Origin of the sequence: Actinomadura hibisca NBRC 15177 (genome assembly GCF_001552635.1) — a bacterium.
In the GTDB taxonomy this organism is placed as follows: domain Bacteria; phylum Actinomycetota; class Actinomycetes; order Streptosporangiales; family Streptosporangiaceae; genus Spirillospora; species Spirillospora hibisca.
In genome coordinates this window covers 76,367-91,646 of record NZ_BCRO01000025.1, presented here as the reverse complement: position 1 = coordinate 91,646, position 15,280 = coordinate 76,367, and the positions used below count along the sequence as shown (strand labels likewise).

17 protein-coding genes are annotated in these 15,280 nt (G+C 73.7%); 5 read left to right on the top strand and 12 right to left on the bottom strand.

Translation table 11 applies throughout. The features are described 5' to 3' along the window. Window positions 1-10: 10 nt before the first annotated feature. Together AH6_RS12230 and lipA are read right to left on the bottom strand one after the other, a co-directional pair. Window positions 11-706 (bottom strand): DUF4191 domain-containing protein, encoded by a 696-nt coding sequence (locus AH6_RS12230; RefSeq protein WP_067478520.1) that lies wholly within the window; start codon window positions 704-706, stop codon window positions 11-13. Window positions 707-765: 59 nt separating this feature from the next. Then, window positions 766-1,695 (bottom strand): lipoyl synthase, encoded by a 930-nt coding sequence (gene lipA, locus AH6_RS12225; protein ID WP_067478518.1) that lies wholly within the window; start codon window positions 1,693-1,695, stop codon window positions 766-768. A 195-nt stretch (window positions 1,696-1,890) separates the two neighbouring features. Between lipA and AH6_RS12220 the strand changes: the two genes are divergently transcribed. Then, entirely contained in the window at window positions 1,891-2,400 is a 510-nt protein-coding gene (locus AH6_RS12220; RefSeq protein ID WP_067478515.1) for a DUF1877 family protein, read from the top strand. 28 nt (window positions 2,401-2,428) lie between these two features. Here AH6_RS12220 and lipB read toward each other — a convergent pair whose 3' ends face one another. The 3 genes from lipB to AH6_RS12205 all read right to left on the bottom strand — a co-directional run bounded on the left by lipB (window position 2,429) and on the right by AH6_RS12205 (window position 4,882). Then, window positions 2,429-3,097 carry a lipoyl(octanoyl) transferase LipB gene (lipB, locus tag AH6_RS12215; protein WP_067478611.1) on the bottom strand — a complete coding sequence of 223 codons (669 nt, stop codon included), beginning with the start codon at window positions 3,095-3,097 and terminating at the stop codon, window positions 2,429-2,431. 103 nt (window positions 3,098-3,200) lie between these two features. Beyond that, window positions 3,201-3,938, bottom strand: coding sequence for a Type 1 glutamine amidotransferase-like domain-containing protein (locus AH6_RS12210; RefSeq protein ID WP_067478512.1), 738 nt, complete (start codon window positions 3,936-3,938; stop codon window positions 3,201-3,203). A 56-nt stretch (window positions 3,939-3,994) separates the two neighbouring features. Continuing rightward, window positions 3,995-4,882 carry a TIGR01777 family oxidoreductase gene (locus AH6_RS12205; RefSeq protein WP_067478509.1) on the bottom strand — a complete coding sequence of 296 codons (888 nt, stop codon included), beginning with the start codon at window positions 4,880-4,882 and terminating at the stop codon, window positions 3,995-3,997. A gap of 35 nt (window positions 4,883-4,917) precedes the next feature. Between AH6_RS12205 and AH6_RS12200 the strand changes: the two genes are divergently transcribed. After that, complete coding sequence (locus tag AH6_RS12200; protein WP_067478506.1) at window positions 4,918-5,223, top strand: hypothetical protein; 306 nt, start codon at window positions 4,918-4,920, stop codon at window positions 5,221-5,223. A 76-nt stretch (window positions 5,224-5,299) separates the two neighbouring features. Here AH6_RS12200 and sucB read toward each other — a convergent pair whose 3' ends face one another. The 3 genes from sucB to AH6_RS12185 form a co-directional block, all read right to left on the bottom strand. Continuing rightward, window positions 5,300-6,802 (bottom strand): 2-oxoglutarate dehydrogenase, E2 component, dihydrolipoamide succinyltransferase, encoded by a 1,503-nt coding sequence (sucB, locus tag AH6_RS12195; protein ID WP_067478503.1) that lies wholly within the window; start codon window positions 6,800-6,802, stop codon window positions 5,300-5,302. 44 nt (window positions 6,803-6,846) lie between these two features. Further along, window positions 6,847-8,235 (bottom strand): dihydrolipoyl dehydrogenase, encoded by a 1,389-nt coding sequence (gene lpdA / locus AH6_RS12190; RefSeq protein WP_067478500.1) that lies wholly within the window; start codon window positions 8,233-8,235, stop codon window positions 6,847-6,849. 236 nt (window positions 8,236-8,471) lie between these two features. Beyond that, a complete protein-coding gene (locus AH6_RS12185; RefSeq protein WP_067478497.1) occupies window positions 8,472-9,992 on the bottom strand; it encodes a leucyl aminopeptidase in 1,521 nt (506 codons plus the stop codon). Window positions 9,993-10,121: 129 nt separating this feature from the next. Here AH6_RS12185 and AH6_RS12180 point away from each other — a divergent pair, with 129 nt between their 5' ends. Both AH6_RS12180 and AH6_RS12175 read left to right on the top strand, forming a co-directional pair. Beyond that, window positions 10,122-10,463 (top strand): GntR family transcriptional regulator, encoded by a 342-nt coding sequence (locus tag AH6_RS12180; protein WP_067478494.1) that lies wholly within the window; start codon window positions 10,122-10,124, stop codon window positions 10,461-10,463. Between the two features lie 2 nt (window positions 10,464-10,465). Continuing rightward, a complete protein-coding gene (locus AH6_RS12175; protein ID WP_083982669.1) occupies window positions 10,466-11,455 on the top strand; it encodes a hypothetical protein in 990 nt (329 codons plus the stop codon). A gap of 7 nt (window positions 11,456-11,462) precedes the next feature. Here the strand turns inward: AH6_RS12175 and AH6_RS12170 are convergent, their stop codons facing one another. Then, window positions 11,463-12,191, bottom strand: coding sequence for an adenosylcobinamide-GDP ribazoletransferase (locus AH6_RS12170; RefSeq protein ID WP_067478488.1), 729 nt, complete (start codon window positions 12,189-12,191; stop codon window positions 11,463-11,465). Next, window positions 12,185-13,132: a bifunctional adenosylcobinamide kinase/adenosylcobinamide-phosphate guanylyltransferase gene (locus tag AH6_RS12165; protein WP_067478485.1), complete on the bottom strand. Its 948-nt coding sequence runs from the start codon at window positions 13,130-13,132 to the stop codon at window positions 12,185-12,187. Before AH6_RS12165 ends, AH6_RS12170 begins: the two co-directional genes overlap by 7 nt. A 66-nt stretch (window positions 13,133-13,198) precedes the next feature. On the opposite strand from AH6_RS12165, the gene AH6_RS12160 reads away from it, so the two are divergent. Next, a complete protein-coding gene (locus AH6_RS12160) occupies window positions 13,199-13,396 on the top strand; it encodes a hypothetical protein (RefSeq protein ID WP_067478481.1) in 198 nt (65 codons plus the stop codon). Between the two features lie 63 nt (window positions 13,397-13,459). Here the strand turns inward: AH6_RS12160 and AH6_RS12155 are convergent, their stop codons facing one another. Together AH6_RS12155 and AH6_RS42305 are read right to left on the bottom strand one after the other, a co-directional pair. Beyond that, window positions 13,460-14,461, bottom strand: coding sequence for an aldo/keto reductase family protein (locus AH6_RS12155; RefSeq protein WP_067478478.1), 1,002 nt, complete (start codon window positions 14,459-14,461; stop codon window positions 13,460-13,462). 99 nt (window positions 14,462-14,560) lie between these two features. Then, on the bottom strand, window positions 14,561-15,148 hold the full coding sequence (locus AH6_RS42305; protein ID WP_245679283.1) for a DUF3043 domain-containing protein: 588 nt from the start codon (window positions 15,146-15,148) through the stop codon (window positions 14,561-14,563). Window positions 15,149-15,280: the final 132 nt, after the last annotated feature.

Here is a 15,280-nt window from a genome sequence, read left to right as displayed (position 1 = left end):
GGGGGCGTGCTCAGCGGGACTTGGGCTTGGGGCCCTTCGGCATCCGCGCGCCCCGGGGCATCGGGCCCTTGGGCACCGGCATCGCCCGCGGCAGCGCCTGGAGCCGGTCGTTCAGCTCCGACACCTGGCCCTTGGACAGGTTGCGCGGCAGCTTCATCAGGTGCCGCTGCAGCTTGTCGACCGGGATCTGGCCCTCGTCGTCGCCGACCTGCACGTCGTAGATCGGCACCTGCTGCGCGGCGCGGGAGATGCGCTTCTTCTCCGCGCCCAGCAGCGGGCCGACCCGGTTGCGCGGGCCCTCCGACACCAGCACGACGCCGGCGCGGCCGACCGCGCGGTGCACCATGTCGAGGTTGCGGTTGCCGCTGACCGCCTCGGTGACCGTCCAGCCGCCGCGCATGTTCTTCAGGATCGCCGCCGCCGCGCCGGGCTGCCCGGCGATCACCTTGTACTGGGCGCGCTGCGCGAGCTGGCCGAACACGATCATGCCGACCGCGAAGGCGGCCAGCAGCGCCAGCGGGATGAAGAACCACAGCTGGCCGATGAGCAGCCCGATGAGGATGACGACGACCAGGGTGCCGATCGCCGCGGCGAAGACGATCGGGAGCGCTTTCGGGTCCGCCTGGCGGAGGACCTGGGCGACCATGCGGATCTGCTTGAGGCGGCCCGGACGCTCCTGGGCCCCGTCCGTGGGCTTTTTCGACATGTTCCTAAGGATAGTCGTGCCGTGCCCCTCGAACGGTCACCCGTGCGCCCCGCGAAAGGTCACCCCCGCCGCGCCTCGACCGCCTGCTGGTAGAGCCGCCCGGCGCGGTAGCTGGAGCGCACCAGCGGCCCGGACATGACCCCGGCGAAGCCGATCTCCTCGGCCTCGGCCGACAGCTCCACGAACTCCTGCGGCTTCACCCACCGCTCCACCGGGTGGTGCCGGGGCGACGGCCGCAGGTACTGGGTGATGGTGATCAGCTCGCAGCCCGCCTCGTGCAGGTCGCGCAGCGCCTGCGAGACCTCCTCGCGGGTCTCGCCCATGCCCAGGATCAGGTTGGACTTGGTCACCAGGCCGTCCTCGCGCGCCTTGGTGATCACTTCGAGGGAGCGCTCGTAGCGGAAGCCGGGCCGGATGCGCTTGAAGATCCGGGGGACGGTCTCCACGTTGTGGGCCAGCACCTCGGGCCGGGAGGAGAACACCTCGGCCAGCTGCTCGGGAACGGCGTTGAAGTCGGGGATCAGCAGCTCGACGCCGCAGCCGGGGATCGCCGCGTGGATCTGCCGGACGGTCTCGGCGTACAGCCAGGCCCCGCCGTCCTCAAGGTCGTCGCGGGCGACGCCGGTCACCGTGGCGTACTTCAGGCCCATCGTGGCCACCGACTCGGCGACGCGGCGCGGCTCGTCACGGTCGAAGTCGGCGGGCTTGCCGGTGTCGATCTGGCAGAAGTCGCAGCGCCGGGTGCACTGGTCGCCGCCGATGAGGAAGGTGGCCTCGCGGTCCTCCCAGCACTCGTAGATGTTGGGACACCCGGCCTCCTGGCACACCGTGTGCAGGCCCTCGGACTTCACCAGCGAGGTGAGCTCGCGGTACTGCGGCCCCATCTTCAGCTTCGTCTTGATCCAGTCGGGCTTGCGCTCGATGGGGGTCTGGCTGTTGCGGGCTTCAATGCGCAGGAGCTTGCGCCCCTCAGGTGTCACCGTCGTCACCCCCTCAGGTTACGTCCGGATCATGGCGCTCGGCACCTTGCGGGCGGCTTGCGGGCGGCCGACGGGGGCGGACCGGGAGGGGCCCGGCACTCGGGAAAGCGGGCACCGGTTCCGGCGTTTCCACCCTGCGTAGCAGTGGATCTCTCTAAGGTGACTCCCTGTCGTCACGCAACACCGCTTCGCAGGAGGACCGCCGTGGGTCTGGCAATGTCGTACCTCAGGGTGCCGCCGGTGCTGGAGGGGGAGCACGATCCCGCGCGCATCGCCCACCGGATCCTCGGCACGCCCGACTGGCGGGCGCGCGTCCCCGGACCGGTGCTGGACCTGGGCGGCGGCTGGCAGGCGCTGCACTACCTGATCACCGGCGACCCGTGGGACGGCGGCCAGCCCGAGGCCGACGTCGTGTGCGGCGGCCGGCTGCTCACCGAGGACGGCGCCGACGCGCTGGGCCTGGACGTGATCCACCTGCCCGCCGACCGGGTGAAGCCCGCCGCCGACCACCTGACCGCGACCCCGTTCGAGCGGGTGGCCGGACGCTTCGACCCGGCCGCGATGGCCGCCGCCGGGGTGCAGGACGCCGCGTCCTTCGACGAGCGCGCCCGCGACCGCGTGTTCCTGCCCGCCTACGCCAAGCTGACCCGCTTCTTCCAGGACGCGGTCAACGGCGGCCAGGACGTCTACAAGGTGATGGCGCCGCTGCCCTGAGCCGTCCGGCCCGTGGCAGGGCGCGGCCTCAGACGCCGAGCTGGGCGGTGGTGCGGTGCAGGACCTCCGCCGCGCCCAGCACCTCGGCCAGGTGCCGCTCGACGATCGGCGTCACCTCGGCGACGGTGACGGGCCGCCCCAGCTCCTGCGACAGGTTGGTGGACCCGGCGTCCCGGATGCCGCACGGGACGATCTTGTCGAACCAGCCCATGTCGTTGTCGCAGTTGAGCTGGAAGCCGTGCATGGTCACCCCGCGCGACACCCGGATGCCGATCGAGCCGATCTTGCGGTCCGGCGCGCCCGGCACCCACAACCCGCTGCGGCCCTCCACGGTGGTGGTGGCGAGCCCGAACTCCACGCAGACCGCCATCATCATGCGCTCCAGCAGCCGCACGTAGGCGAGCACGTCCACCGGGTCGGGCAGCTTCACGATCGGGTAGCCGGTGAGCTGCCCGGGGCCGTGCCAGGTGATCTTGCCGCCGCGGTCCACGTCGACCACCGGCGCGCCCGGGTCGCCGAACGGCCGGTCCAGCGCCTCGGTGCGCTTGCCCGCGGTGTAGACCGGCCGGTGCTCCATCAGCAGCACCGTGTCGCCGATCCCGTCGTCGACCCGCCGGGCGTGGGTGCGCTTCTGCAGCTCCCAGCCCGCCTCGTAGTCCACCGCCGCCTCCCCGAACCCGGCGTGCACGACGACCAGTTCGCCGGAGGCGAAGCGCGCGTGGGGGGCGGGCGCGGGGGTGGACGGGGTGTTCTCGCGTACGTCTACGTCGCTCACCCCGCCAGCTTATGCCGCCCCGCGATCAAAGCGAGGCGAGCAGCCGGGGGGAGACGAGGCTCTCCTTGGCGGTGCCCGGCGCGTCCGGTTCGACGCGGTAGGCCGCGCCCTCCTTGCGGTAGGAGACCGCCTGCACGAACTCGGTGCCCACGTAGTGCAGCGCGACCGCCTCGTCGGCGGCGTAGCCGCTCGGCAGCACGCCCTCGCCCACGAGCCGCTGGAGCAGCGGCCGCCGCTGCGGGTCGCTGTCGTAGTGCACGCCGCACGAGTACGGCAGGAAGCCCAGGCCGTCGGTCAGCGGCTGCAACTGCGGGCCGTAGGAGTCGGTGTTGCCGCCCACGTGCCAGCACAGCGCGCCCGCGCTCTGCCCCGACAGCACCACGCCCGCCTCCCACGCCTCGCGCAGGATGTCGTCCAGGCCGTGCAGCCGCCACAGCGCCAGCAGGTTGGCGACGCTGCCGCCGAACACGTACACCAGGTCCTGCGCCAGCAGGTGCGCCCGCATGTCGGCGATGTTCGGCATGGGGAACAGCGCGAGATGGCTGACCTCGGCGTCGAGCTGGGAGAAGGCGGCGTAGCCCTTGGCCACGTACTCCGCGCCGTCGCCCAGGGCGGTGGTCAGGAAGCAGATCCGCGGCCGGTCCTGGCCGGTGAGGTCCAGGGCGTACCGCAGCAGCGGGCTGGGCGCGTACCCGTACCGGTCGTCGGGGACGAAGGTCCCGCCGCCGATGGCCAGGATGTGCGGCTGTCCGTCGGTGCTCATGGGGTCACCGTACGACCCGTGCGGGTGACGGGTCGTGACTTTGGGGAATCTTGGTATTACAACACCGAATGCAACGCGGTGTTCACGTCCCGGTGCTCGAAGCGGAAACCGGCCTCCTCCAGGCGGCGCGGCAGGACGCGCTGGCTGACGAGCGGCCCCTCGTCGGCGAAGTCCCGCAGCGCGGCGCGCAGCGCGAACGCCGGGACCGCGAGCGCCGTGGGCCGGTGCAGCGCCTGCCCGATCGCCTTGGTGTAGACGGCGTTGGTCACCGGCCGCGGGCCCGTCAGGTTGACCGGCCCGGCGAGGTCGCCGTCGATCAGGAAGCGCAGGGCCGCGACCTGGTCGGGCAGCGAGATCCAGCTCACCCACTGGCGGCCGTCGCCCAGCCGCCCGCCGAGGCCCAGCTTGAACAGCGGCAGCACCTTGCCGAGCAGCCCGCCGTCGCCCGACAGCACGATCCCGGTGCGCGCCAGCGCCACGCGCACCCCGGCGTCGGCGGCGGGGCCGGTCGCGGCCTCCCAGTCGCGCGTCACCTCGGCGAGGAAGCCGGAGCCGTTCGGCGCGTCCTCGGTGATCTCGCGGTCGCCGGTGTCGCCGTAGTAGCCGACCGCCGAGCCCGACACCAGGACGCGGGGACGGTCGGAGGCGGCCGCGATCGCCTCGGCGAGGGTCCGGGTGCCGGTGACCCGGCTCTCGCGGATCTGCCGCTTGTAGGACGCCGTCCAGGGCCGGTCGCCGACGCCCGCCCCGGCCAGGTGGACCACCGCGTCCACGCCTTCGAGAGCGGCCGCGTCCACCTGGCCGCCCAGCGGGTCCCAGCGGGCCTCGTCGGGGCTTTCGGGGGCGTGCCTGACCAGGCGCACCACCTCGTGCCCGTCGCCGCGCAACGAGCGCACCAGCGCGTCGCCGATCAGTCCCGTCGAACCGGTCACCGTCACCTTCATGCGAGCCACCATACGGTGTGTGTACCCTCCGTCACATGGTCAACATCCCCTCCTCCGCCGTGGCCGCCACGGGCCTCATCGGCGGCTACGCCACCGCACGCTTCACCCGCCGCCGCGAGCTGGGCGGCGCCGTCCTGGCCGCCGCGGGCGCCTGGTGCGCCCGCGAGTGGACCCGCACGGCCGGGCCGGGCGGCGCGGCGGGCCTGCTGGCGGTCTACGCGGCCGGGTTCGGCGGTTCCCACCCGCTGGCGAAGAAGGTCGGCGCCTGGCCGGCCGTGCTCGGCGCGGCGGCGGTGTCGGCCGCCGCCGCCCACGTCGTCTCCGACCGCAGGTCCGCCTGACGTCCCGCACACCCCCGGAAAACGCGGAACCCCACCGCTCCTCAGGAGCGGCGGGGTTCCGATGTTACGGACGGACTCAGAGGCCGAGCTCGGCCTCGAAGTTGCCCTCCTCCAGGCGGTGCTTGATCGTGCCCAGGAAGCGGGCCGCGTCGGCGCCGTCGATGAGGCGGTGGTCGTAGGTCAGGGCCAGGTAGGCCATGGACCGGACCGCGATGACCTCGCCCAGCTCGGGGTCGTCGATGACGGCGGGGCGCTTGACGACGGCGCCGGTGCCGAGCATGCCGACCTGCGGCTGGTTGAGGATCGGGGTGTCGAACAGGGCGCCGCGGCTGCCGGTGTTGGTCAGCGTGAAGGTGCCCCCGGCCAGCTCGTCCGGGCTGACCTTGTTGGTGCGGGTGCGCTCGGCCACGTCGGCGATCCGCTGCGCGAGGCCGCCCAGGTTGAGCTGGCCCGCGTTGTGGATGACCGGGACCATCAGGCCGCGCTCGGGCACGTCCACCGCGATGCCGAGGTTCTCGACGTCGTGGTAGGTGACCTCGTTGCTCTCGCTGTTGATCACGGCGTTCAGCTTGGGGTGCTGCTTGAGCGCCTCGATCGTCGCCTGGGCGAAGAACGGCATGAACGACAGCTTGACGCCCTCGCGGGCCTGGAAGTCGGCCTTGGCGCGGTCGCGCAGCCGCGCGACCTTGGTGACGTCCACCTCGACCACGGTGGTGAGCTGCGCCGAGACCTGCAGCGACTCGACCATGCGGCGGGCGATGGTCTGCCGGATGCGGCTCATCTTCTCGGTCTTGCCGCGCAGCGCGAGCTGCTCGGCGGGCGCGCCGGCCGGGGCCGCGGCCTGGCGGCGCGGGGCGGCCGGAGCGGCCGGAGCCGGGGCCTGCGCCGGGGCGGCCTGCTGGGCGGCCGGGGCCTGCTGCGCGGGCGCGGCCTGCTGGGCGGCCTGCTGCTGCGAGCGGGCCGCCTCCAGGACGTCCTGCTTGCGGATGCGGCCGCCGACGCCGGTGCCCTTGACCGAGTTGAGGTCGACGTTGTGCTCGGTGGCCAGCTTGCGGACCAGCGGGGTGACGTACGGGCCGTCGCCGGACGGAGCGGACTCCTCCTGCTTGGGCTCGGGCGCCTCCTGCTGCTGCGGGGCCGGCTGCTGCTGGGCGGCCGGGGCCGGCTCGGGGGCCGACTGCTGCTGCTGCGCGGGCGGGGGCCACGCCGAGGGCGGCGGGGCCTGCTGGGACTGCTGCGCCTGCGGCTGCTGCTGCTGCGGCTCGGGCTCAGGCTCGGGCTGCGGCTCGGGCTCGGACTGCTCCTCGGCCTGCGGCTGGTCGCCGGAGGCGGGGGCGTCGCCCTCGTCGCCGATGACCGCGAGTTCGGCGCCGACCTCGACGGTCTCGTCCTCGGCGACGGTGATGCTGGTCAGGATGCCCGACGCGGGCGAAGGGATCTCGGTGTCCACCTTGTCGGTGGACACTTCGAGAAGCGGCTCGTCGGTCTCGACGCGCTCACCCTCCTTCTTCAGCCAGCGGGTGACGGTGCCCTCGGTGACGCTCTCGCCGAGCTGGGGCATGGTGACGGAGACCGGCATGGCTCTCAGCGACTCCTTCAAATCGAAATATTGCGTGCGGGCGTTCAGCCGTGCACGTGCAGTGGCTTGCCGGCGAGGGCGAGGTGGGCCTCGCCGACCGCTTCGGACTGGGTCGGGTGGGCGTGGATCAGCTGGGCGACCTCACCGGGCAGGGCCTCCCAGTTGTAGATGAGCTGGCCCTCGGTGATGAGCTCGCCGACGCGGGCGCCGACCATGTGGACGCCGAGGACGGGACCGTCCACGGCGGCGATCACCTTGACCTCGCCCTGCGTGCCCAGGATCTTGCTCTTGGGGTTGCCGGCCAGGTCGTAGGTGATCTCGTTGATCTCATATCCGCGCTCCCGGGCCGCGGCGGTGGTGATGCCCACCGAGGCGACCTCGGGGTCGGAGTAGGTGATCCGCGGCACCCCGTCGTAGTCGATCGGCGGCGGGGTGAGCCCGCCGAGCCGCTCGGCCACCAGGATGCCCTCGGCGAAGCCGGCGTGGGCCAGCTGCGGGGTCGGGATCAGGTCGCCGACGGCCGAGATCGTGGGCACGCTGGTGCGGCAGAACCCGTCCACCTTCACGAAACCCCGCTCGGTCGCGACGCCGGCCTCCTCCAGGCCCAGCCCCTCCGACGCCGGGCCGCGGCCGACCGCGACCAGCAACAGCTCGGCGTCGATGGTCCTACCGTCCTCCAGGGAGACCGAAACGCCGCCCTGGGTGGTCTTGACCCCGGCGAAACGGGTGCCGAGTTCGTACTTGATGCCGCGCTTGCGGAAGGCGCGCTCCAGGCGCTTGGAACTCGACTCCTCCTCCAGCGGCAGCAGGTGGGGGAGCGCCTCCACGATCGTGACGTCGGCGCCGAAGGAGCGCCAGACGCTGGCGAACTCCACGCCGATGACGCCGCCGCCCAGGATGACCACCGAGCCGGGCACATGCTCCAGCTTCAGCGCGTGGTCGGAGGAGATGACGCGCTCGCCGTCGATGTCGAGGCCGGGCAGCGAGCGCGGGTAGGAGCCGGTGGCCAGCACGATGTGCTGGCCCTTTAGGTCGCGCACGGTGCCGTCGGCGGCGGTGACGCGGACGGTGGTGGGCCCGGCCAGCACGCCGTCCCCGGCGACGATCTCGATGCCCTTGGACTTGATCAGTCCGGTGAGGCCCTTGACCGTGGAAGAGACGATCTTGTCCTTGTAGGCGTTGACGCCCGCGACGTCGATGCCCTCGAAGGTGGCCCGCACGCCGTACTTGGCGGCGTCGCGCGCCTGGTCGGCGACCTCGGCCGCGTGCAGCAGCGCCTTGGTGGGGATGCAGCCCCGGTTCAGGCAGGTGCCGCCGAGCTCGGCGCGCTCGACGAGCGCCACCGATCGGCCGAGCTCCGCCGCGCGCAACGCGCAGGCGTAACCGCCGCTGCCACCACCCAGGACGACGATGTCGTAGGCGCCGTTGGCCACTGGACGCTCCCTTTCCGGAATCCGCGCTCTGCCCTGCCCGGCCCGAGCGGCTCTGCTCGGGCCGGTACTGCTCTGACCGGTTACTGCTCTGACCGGTACTGCCTGTTCCGGTACTGCCTGTTCCGGTGCGGTTTCCCGGCCGGAGCACCGGGTCCCCGCGCCGTCTAGAGGAAATCTATTCGCTCACCCGGCCCGGTGGCACCGGACCGGGGCGACGGTCTTGGTCACGGATCGGGTCACAGGCTCCCGGAGGCCAGGTCCTCGGCGAGCCGGACCAGCGCCCGGGTGGCGGCGCCGGTGCCGCCCTTCGGCGTGTACCCGTACGGCTCGCCCTTGTTGAACGCGGGGCCGGCGATGTCGAGGTGGGCCCAGCGCACGCCGTCGGGCACGAACTCCTGGAGGAAGACGCCCGCGGTCAGCATGCCGCCCCAGCGCTCGCCGCTGATGTTGGCGATGTCGGCGACGGCCGAGTCCAGGCCCTTGCGCAGCTCGGCGGGCAGCGGCATGCCCCAGAACGCCTCGCCCGCCAGGCCGCCGGAGGTGACGACGTGCTCGCGCAGCGCGTCGTCGTTGGCCATGACGCCCGCGGTGCGGGTGCCGAGCGCGACGAGCTGCGCGCCGGTCAGGGTGGCGATGTCCACGATGACGTCGGGGGCGTCCTCGCCCGCGCGCACCAGCGCGTCGGCCATGACCAGGCGGCCCTCGGCGTCGGTGTTGAGGACCTCGACGGTCGTGCCGCCGTAGATGCGGATGACGTCGGAGGGGCGCTGCGCGGTGCCCGAGGGCATGTTCTCGGCGAGCGCGAGGTAGCCGACGACGTTGACCTTGGGGCCGAGCGCGGCGATGGCGGCGAGCGCGCCGAGCACCGCGCCCGCGCCGCCCATGTCGGACTTCATCCAGTCCATGGCCTCGGCGGGCTTGAGCGACAGGCCGCCGGAGTCGAAGGTGATGCCCTTGCCGACCAGCGCGAGGGTCTTGGCGGCCTCGGGGTGGGTGTAGGCCAGGCGCACCAGGCGGGGCGGGTTGGCCGAGCCCTGGCCGACGCCCGCGATGCCGCCGTAGCCGCCCTCGACCAGCGCCTTCTCGTCCAGGACCTCGATGTCCAGGCCGCTGTCGCCCGCGACGCGCGCGGCGGCCTCGGCGAAGTCCTCGGGGGACAGGTCCGAGGGCGGGGTGTTGACCAGGTCGCGGGTCAGGGTGACGGCGGAGGCCAGCGTCTCGGCGCGCTTGAGGGCCGCCTCGTCGGTGCCCTCGGGCGCGGCGACGACGATCCGCTCGACCAGGCTCGGCTGCTCGCCGGTGCGGTAGGCGCCGAAGGAGTAGTTGCCGAGCAGCGCGCCCAGCGCGACGGCCTCGACGTCCTCGGCGGAGGAGGCGGGCAGGACGACGGCGACGCGGGCGGTGCCGGCCAGCGCGCGGAGCGCGGCCCCGGCGGCGCGGCGCAGGGCCTCGTGGTCGAAGGAGCCGCCAGAGCCGGTGTCGGGGCCGGTGTCGGGGCCGGGCTCGCCGAGGCCGACGGCGACGATCAGGCCGGCGGGCAGGGCGCCCATCGTCGGCAGCTTGGTGATCTCGCCGGGCTTGCCGGTGGCGCCCAGGGCGGTGAGGCCGGTGGCCAGGCGGCCGCCGAGGTCGGAGTCGACGGCCTCCGCGCCGGCGACGGGCGTGACGCCGCCGCCTTCGGCTGGGACGACGCCGATCACGAGGGCGTCGACGTCGAGGCGGGCCGGGGCTGCGCTGTCAAGGCTGATGCTCGTCACGTCTCTCGATGTTAGTCCTCCCGGTGACCGGTTTCGCCCTTTTGGATCAAGCCTTACCTTCCCCGGCCGGGCCGCCCGACCGGGGAGAACTGGCCAGATGGGATGAATGGTGCTAGCTTCATTAGCACTATGTTGCTCACCCTGCGGGACGCCGATCCCCGCCCCCTGCACGAGCAGGTGGCCGCCGCGATCCGGCGGGCGATCGCCACCGGCGAGGCCGCGCCCGGCGACCGGGTGCCGCCCGCCCGGGAGCTGGCGGACGCCCTCCAGATCAATCCCAACACCGTGCTGCGCGCGCTGCGCCAGCTCCGCGACGAGGGCCTGCTGGACTTCCGGCGCGGCCGCGGCATCCGCGTCGCGGCCCGCCCCGAGGACGGCGAGCTGCGCGAGCGCGTGCGCGAGCTCGTCGCGGCGGCCGAGCGGCTCGGGGTCACCCGCGCCGAACTCGTCTCGATGATCGAAGGAGCATGACCATGGCCGTGCGCCGATCCCTGTACGTCACGATCTCCACCGCCGCCGTGGCGGGCCTGCTGGCGCTGCCGGTCGGCCCCCTGCTGCTGCGCGACCGGCTGCCCGGCCGGCTGGCCTCGCACTGGGGGACCGGCGGCACGCCCGACCAGTCCCTGCCGTTCGCCGGGATGATGGCGGTGATCGGCCTGGTCTGGTTGCTGTTCTGCGGCGCGGCCCTGGCGCTCGGCCATCTCGGCTGGCAGCGCCGCTACATCCGCGCCTGGACGGGCGCGACGCTCGGCACGGGCGCGGCCCTGTGCGCTGCGGTCGTCGCCATCACCCTGCGCCTGAACCTGGACCGTGACACCTGGCGCGAGGCCGGGAACGTGGACGCCGGGGTCCTGGTCCCGCTGCTGCTCGGCATGGTGGCCGGGGGAGTGGTCGGCTGGCTGGTCGGCAACGTCGGCCCGGACCGCGTCCCGGCCGCCCCGGTGCGCGACCTGCCCCGGCTCGACCTGGCCGAGCGGGACCGCCCGACCTGGTTCGGGAGCGTGCACAGCCGCTGGGCGGTGTGGCTCGGCGGTGCCCTGGCCGCCGCCGGGGTGCTGGGCGCGGTCGCGGCTTGGCTGCTGCCCGCGTCGCTGACGCCCGGACGGACGCTGGCGCTGGCCTTCCTGCCGCTGGTCGTGGCGGGGCTGGCGGGGCTGACGTTGTCGTCGGCGCGGGTCACGGCGGGCGACACCGGTCTCGCGGTGGCGTTCGGCCCGCTGGGGCGGCCGGTCAAGCGGATCGCGCTGGACCGGGTCGAGTCGGCCTGGACCGAGCGGCGCACCCCCGCGCAGGTCGGCGGCTGGGGCTACCGGCTCAGCGGGCTCGGCACCACCGCGATGTTGCGGTCGGGCGAGTGCCTGGTCATCGCCTACGACGGCGACAAGCGGTTCGCGGTCAGCGTGGACGATTCCGAGCGTGCCGCCGCCCTGCTCAACTCCCTGCGCGAGCGCGCGGCCGCGTGACTCCCGGTCAGGCGGCGGCCAGCACCACCAGGGCGGTGGTGGCGGCGATCTCCACCAGCGCGCCGAACACGTCGCCGGTCACCCCGCCCAGGCGGCGCACGGCGCGCCGGAGCGTCACCAGCGCCGCCGCCAGGCCCGCCGCCACCGCCGCGACGCCGAACGGCCCGGCGACCAGGGACGCGACGGCCACGACGGCGGTCACCGCCAGCGCGGCGGGCGTGCCCACCGTCCCGGCCACCAGCGCGCCCAGCCCGCCCGGCCGGGCCGAGGGGACGTCCGTCCGGCACGCCCAGGGCAGCGCCAGCCGCCCGGCGACGGCGGCGACCAGCACCGCGACCGGCGGCTGCGGGGCCGCCGCCAGCGCCGCGACCTGGACCAGCAGCGCCAGCAGCAGCGTCACCACGCCGAACGGCCCGATGTCGGACCGCTTCATGATCGCGAGCGCGTCGGCGGCCGGTTTGCCGCTGCCCAGGCCGTCGGCCAGGTCCGCCAGCCCGTCCAGGTGCAGCGCCCGCGTCAGCGCCGCCATGGCCGCGACCGCCAGCGCGGCCCCCAGCAGGGGGCTCAGCCCGGCGGCGTCGCCCAGCAGCAGCACCAGCGCCGCGCCGCCGCCGACGATCAGCCCGGTGGCGGGCGCGAGCAGCATCGCCCAGCGGCCCGCCGCCCGGTCCACCGCGCCGGTGGGCAGCGGGACGATCGTCAGGAGCGTGACCGCGAGCCGGGCCCCGTTCAGCAAGGCAGGTCCACCACGCGCCCGGCCACGACCAGCGCGGCGTCCTCGGACTCGGCGGCCAGCCACTGGTTCAGCCGCCCCAGCGCGTCGCCGAACGCCCGCCCCGACCTCGTCGTCGGCACCAGCGACAACCCGACCTCGTCGCTGACCGCTACCACCCGCGCCCGGGTGCCGCGCCAGGCGGCCACCAGCTCCTCCAGGCGGGGTTCCACGGCGGACGGGTCGTCCCACGCGCCGGTCTCGTCCATCACCGCCGCCAGCCAGGTGCCGATCCCGTCGATCAGCAGCGCGCCGGTCGCCGACGCCAGCAGCGGCGGCAGGTCGGTGGTCTCGGCGGTCCGCCACCAGGCCGGGCGGCGTCGCCGGTGCGCGTCGATCCGCGCGGCCCACTCGGCGTCGCCGGGACGGTCCTGGCCGGTCGCCACGTAGGTGACCTCGGGCTCACCCATCAGGCGCAACTCGGCCTCGGCCGACTTGCCCGACCGGGAGCCGCCCAGCAGCAGCGTGCGATGCGGGCCGCCCGGCGGCCGTAGCCAGAACGCCAGCCGCCGGTCCAGCTCCTCGGCCGAGGGCACGCGGTGGTCCACGTGGACGGGCGCGACCGTGCCGCCGGTGCGGACCGCGCCCGCGCGGCGCAACGCCCCCAGATGGTCGGGGGCCGCGATCAGGTCCAGCAGCAGCACGTCGTAGACCACGCCGGGCTCGGGCTCGGGGCGCGCGCCGGGGCCCCCGGCCACCAGGACGCGGGTGCCGCTTCGACCGATCACGACCCGGCCGCCCGGCACGGGGCGGCTCTCGCACTCGTCCAGCGGCCGCCCGTCGAGCAGGGCCGAGAACGGCTCCACCTGGTGTCCGACGGTCCGCAGCCGGTTGCAGGAGGCGCAGCGGCAGCCCTCGGCGGGCCAGCCGCCGGCCGCCGCCGATCCCAGAAGCGTGAAGTCCATGATGACCGGACACTTTATGGCGGTCCGGGGGCCGCTACTCTCAGCCTGACGAGGGAGGTCGTGGCGATGGCGTGGAGTTGGCGGCTGGAGAAGGCCGGCGGTGAGGTGGCGGGGACGTCGGAGGAGACGTTCTCGACGCAGGCCGACGCGGAGTCGTGGCTGGGCGAGAACTGGCGCGGCCTCAAGGGCGACGGGATCGACAAGGTGGTCCTGGTCGACGGCGACAGGACCGTCTACCCGATGAGCCTGGACGAGCCGGCGTGACGCGCCGGACGCCCGGCCACCGCGCGGTGGCCGGGCGTCCGGGACGCGCCGTGAAAGGGCCGCTCAGGGGCGGCGGGGCGGGCTGCCGGTCTTGCCCGGGTCGCGGATCACCGAGTCGCCGAGCACGTCGTCGATGCGCGCGAGCACCTCGGCGTCCAGCTTGACCCCGGCGGCGCGGACGTTGTCGCGGACCTGCTCGGGCCGCGACGCGCCGACGATGGCGGCCGAGACGCCCGGGTGCTGGAGCGTCCAGGCGATCGCGAGCTGCGCCATCGTCAGCCCCAGCTCGTCGGCGATCGGCCGCAGCTCCTGCACCCGGGTCAGCACGTCGTCGTCCAGGTAGCGCTTGATCATGTCGGCGCCGCCCTTGTCGTCGGTGGCGCGCGAGCCCTCCGGCAGCGGTTGCCCCGGCTTGTACTTGCCGGTCAGCACGCCCTGCGCGATGGGCGACCACACGATCTGGCCGATGCCCTCGCGCTCGCACAAGGGCAGGACCTCGCCCTCGATGACCCGCCAGAGCATGGAGTACTGCGGCTGGCTGGAGACGATCCGGTCGAAGCCCATCTGGTCGGCGATCTTCAGCGCGCGCTCGATCTCCTCGGCGCGCCACTCCGACACCCCGATGTACAGCGCCTTGCCCTGCCGCACCAGGTCCTCGAACGCCCGGAGGGTCTCCTCCAGCGGCGTCTCGTAGTCGAACCGGTGCGCCTGGTAGAGGTCCACGTAGTCGGTGCCGAGGCGGCGCAACGACCCGTGGATCGACTCGAAGACGTGCTTGCGCGACAGGCCCCGGTCGTTGGGGCCGGGGCCGGTGGGCCAGTAGACCTTGGTGAAGATCTCCAGCCCCTCGCGGCGCTGCCCGTGCAGGGCGCGGCCGAGCACCTCCTCGGCGCGGGTCCCGGCGTAGACGTCGGCGGTGTCGAAGGTGGTGATCCCCTCGTCGAGGGCCGCCGCGACGCAGGCGCGCGCGGCGTCCTCCTCGACCTGGGAGCCGTGGGTGAGCCAGTTACCGTAGGCGATCTCGCTGATCTTCAGGCCGCTGCGGCCCAGGCGTCGGAACTCCATGCTCCGACCCTAGATCAGGACCGGCGGGCCGGGCGGGTCACTCCGCTGGTGGCCCCGCCGTCACCCCGCCCTGTCGCCCGGCCCTGTCACCCGGCTCCGTCACTCGGCCAGGCCGACCTTGTCCTTGTCGCCCAGCTTCACCTGCGGCGCGGGCATTCGCAGCCGCCGGATCTGCATCGCGCGCATCGCCGCGTACAGCCCGGCGCCCTTGGCGTCCTCGTTCGGGTAGCGCTCGGCGGCCAGCTTCTTGACGCCGCGGCTGATCAGCAGGCCCTCGACGAACACCGCCGCCAGCAGCACCGGCGGGATCAGCAGCGACAGCAGCTTGGCCGCGCCGAGCGGCAGCAGGCTGACCGCCACGATCGCGAACATCACGTACATGAGGTAGGAGCCCACGGTGCGGCGGGAGTCGACGTAGTCGCGCGCCAGGCGGCGGACCGGCCCCTTGTCCCGCTTGAGCAGGTACCGGTCCTCGCCCCGGGCCATGCCCTCGCGCTGCTTGACGCGGTCGGCGGCCTGCTTCTCGCGCAGCTTCCGATAGGCCTCCTTGCGGTTGGCCGGAGCCGTGATCGGCTGGCGGCGAAGCTTCTGGGCCTCGCTGCGCTTGGGCGTGGGGCGGCCCTTTCCTCCGGGCTTTACTACCTGAGGAGGATTTTCGGGGGCTTCCTGGGTACGACGTCGGAACACGAGGATCAGCCTACCGGCTGCGAACATCGTGGCTGCCTCGCGCGTTAACGCGTAGGGTGATATGAACCCCAGCAGTGGTCATTGAGCCCAGTTTGTGACTGAGCAGACAGCACACGAAGGGACCGGCGCCGC

What these genes read in the sequence shown, in the direction of transcription:
- AH6_RS12230 (WP_067478520.1), bottom strand. Translation starts at nt 706, where the DNA reads ATGTCGAAAAAGCCCACGGACGGGGCCCAGGAGCGTCCGGGCCGCCTC.
- AH6_RS12200 (WP_067478506.1), top strand. Translation starts at nt 4,918, where the DNA reads ATGGTCAACATCCCCTCCTCCGCCGTGGCCGCCACGGGCCTCATCGGC.
- AH6_RS12165 (WP_067478485.1), bottom strand. Translation starts at nt 13,132, where the DNA reads ATGGACTTCACGCTTCTGGGATCGGCGGCGGCCGGCGGCTGGCCCGCC.
- AH6_RS12160 (WP_067478481.1), top strand. Translation starts at nt 13,199, where the DNA reads ATGGCGTGGAGTTGGCGGCTGGAGAAGGCCGGCGGTGAGGTGGCGGGG.
- AH6_RS12155 (WP_067478478.1), bottom strand. Translation starts at nt 14,461, where the DNA reads ATGGAGTTCCGACGCCTGGGCCGCAGCGGCCTGAAGATCAGCGAGATC.
- AH6_RS12175 (WP_083982669.1), top strand. Translation starts at nt 10,466, where the DNA reads ATGGCCGTGCGCCGATCCCTGTACGTCACGATCTCCACCGCCGCCGTG.
- AH6_RS12210 (WP_067478512.1), bottom strand. Translation starts at nt 3,938, where the DNA reads ATGAGCACCGACGGACAGCCGCACATCCTGGCCATCGGCGGCGGGACC.
- sucB (WP_067478503.1), bottom strand. Translation starts at nt 6,802, where the DNA reads ATGCCGGTCTCCGTCACCATGCCCCAGCTCGGCGAGAGCGTCACCGAG.
- AH6_RS12180 (WP_067478494.1), top strand. Translation starts at nt 10,122, where the DNA reads ATGTTGCTCACCCTGCGGGACGCCGATCCCCGCCCCCTGCACGAGCAG.
- AH6_RS12205 (WP_067478509.1), bottom strand. Translation starts at nt 4,882, where the DNA reads ATGAAGGTGACGGTGACCGGTTCGACGGGACTGATCGGCGACGCGCTG.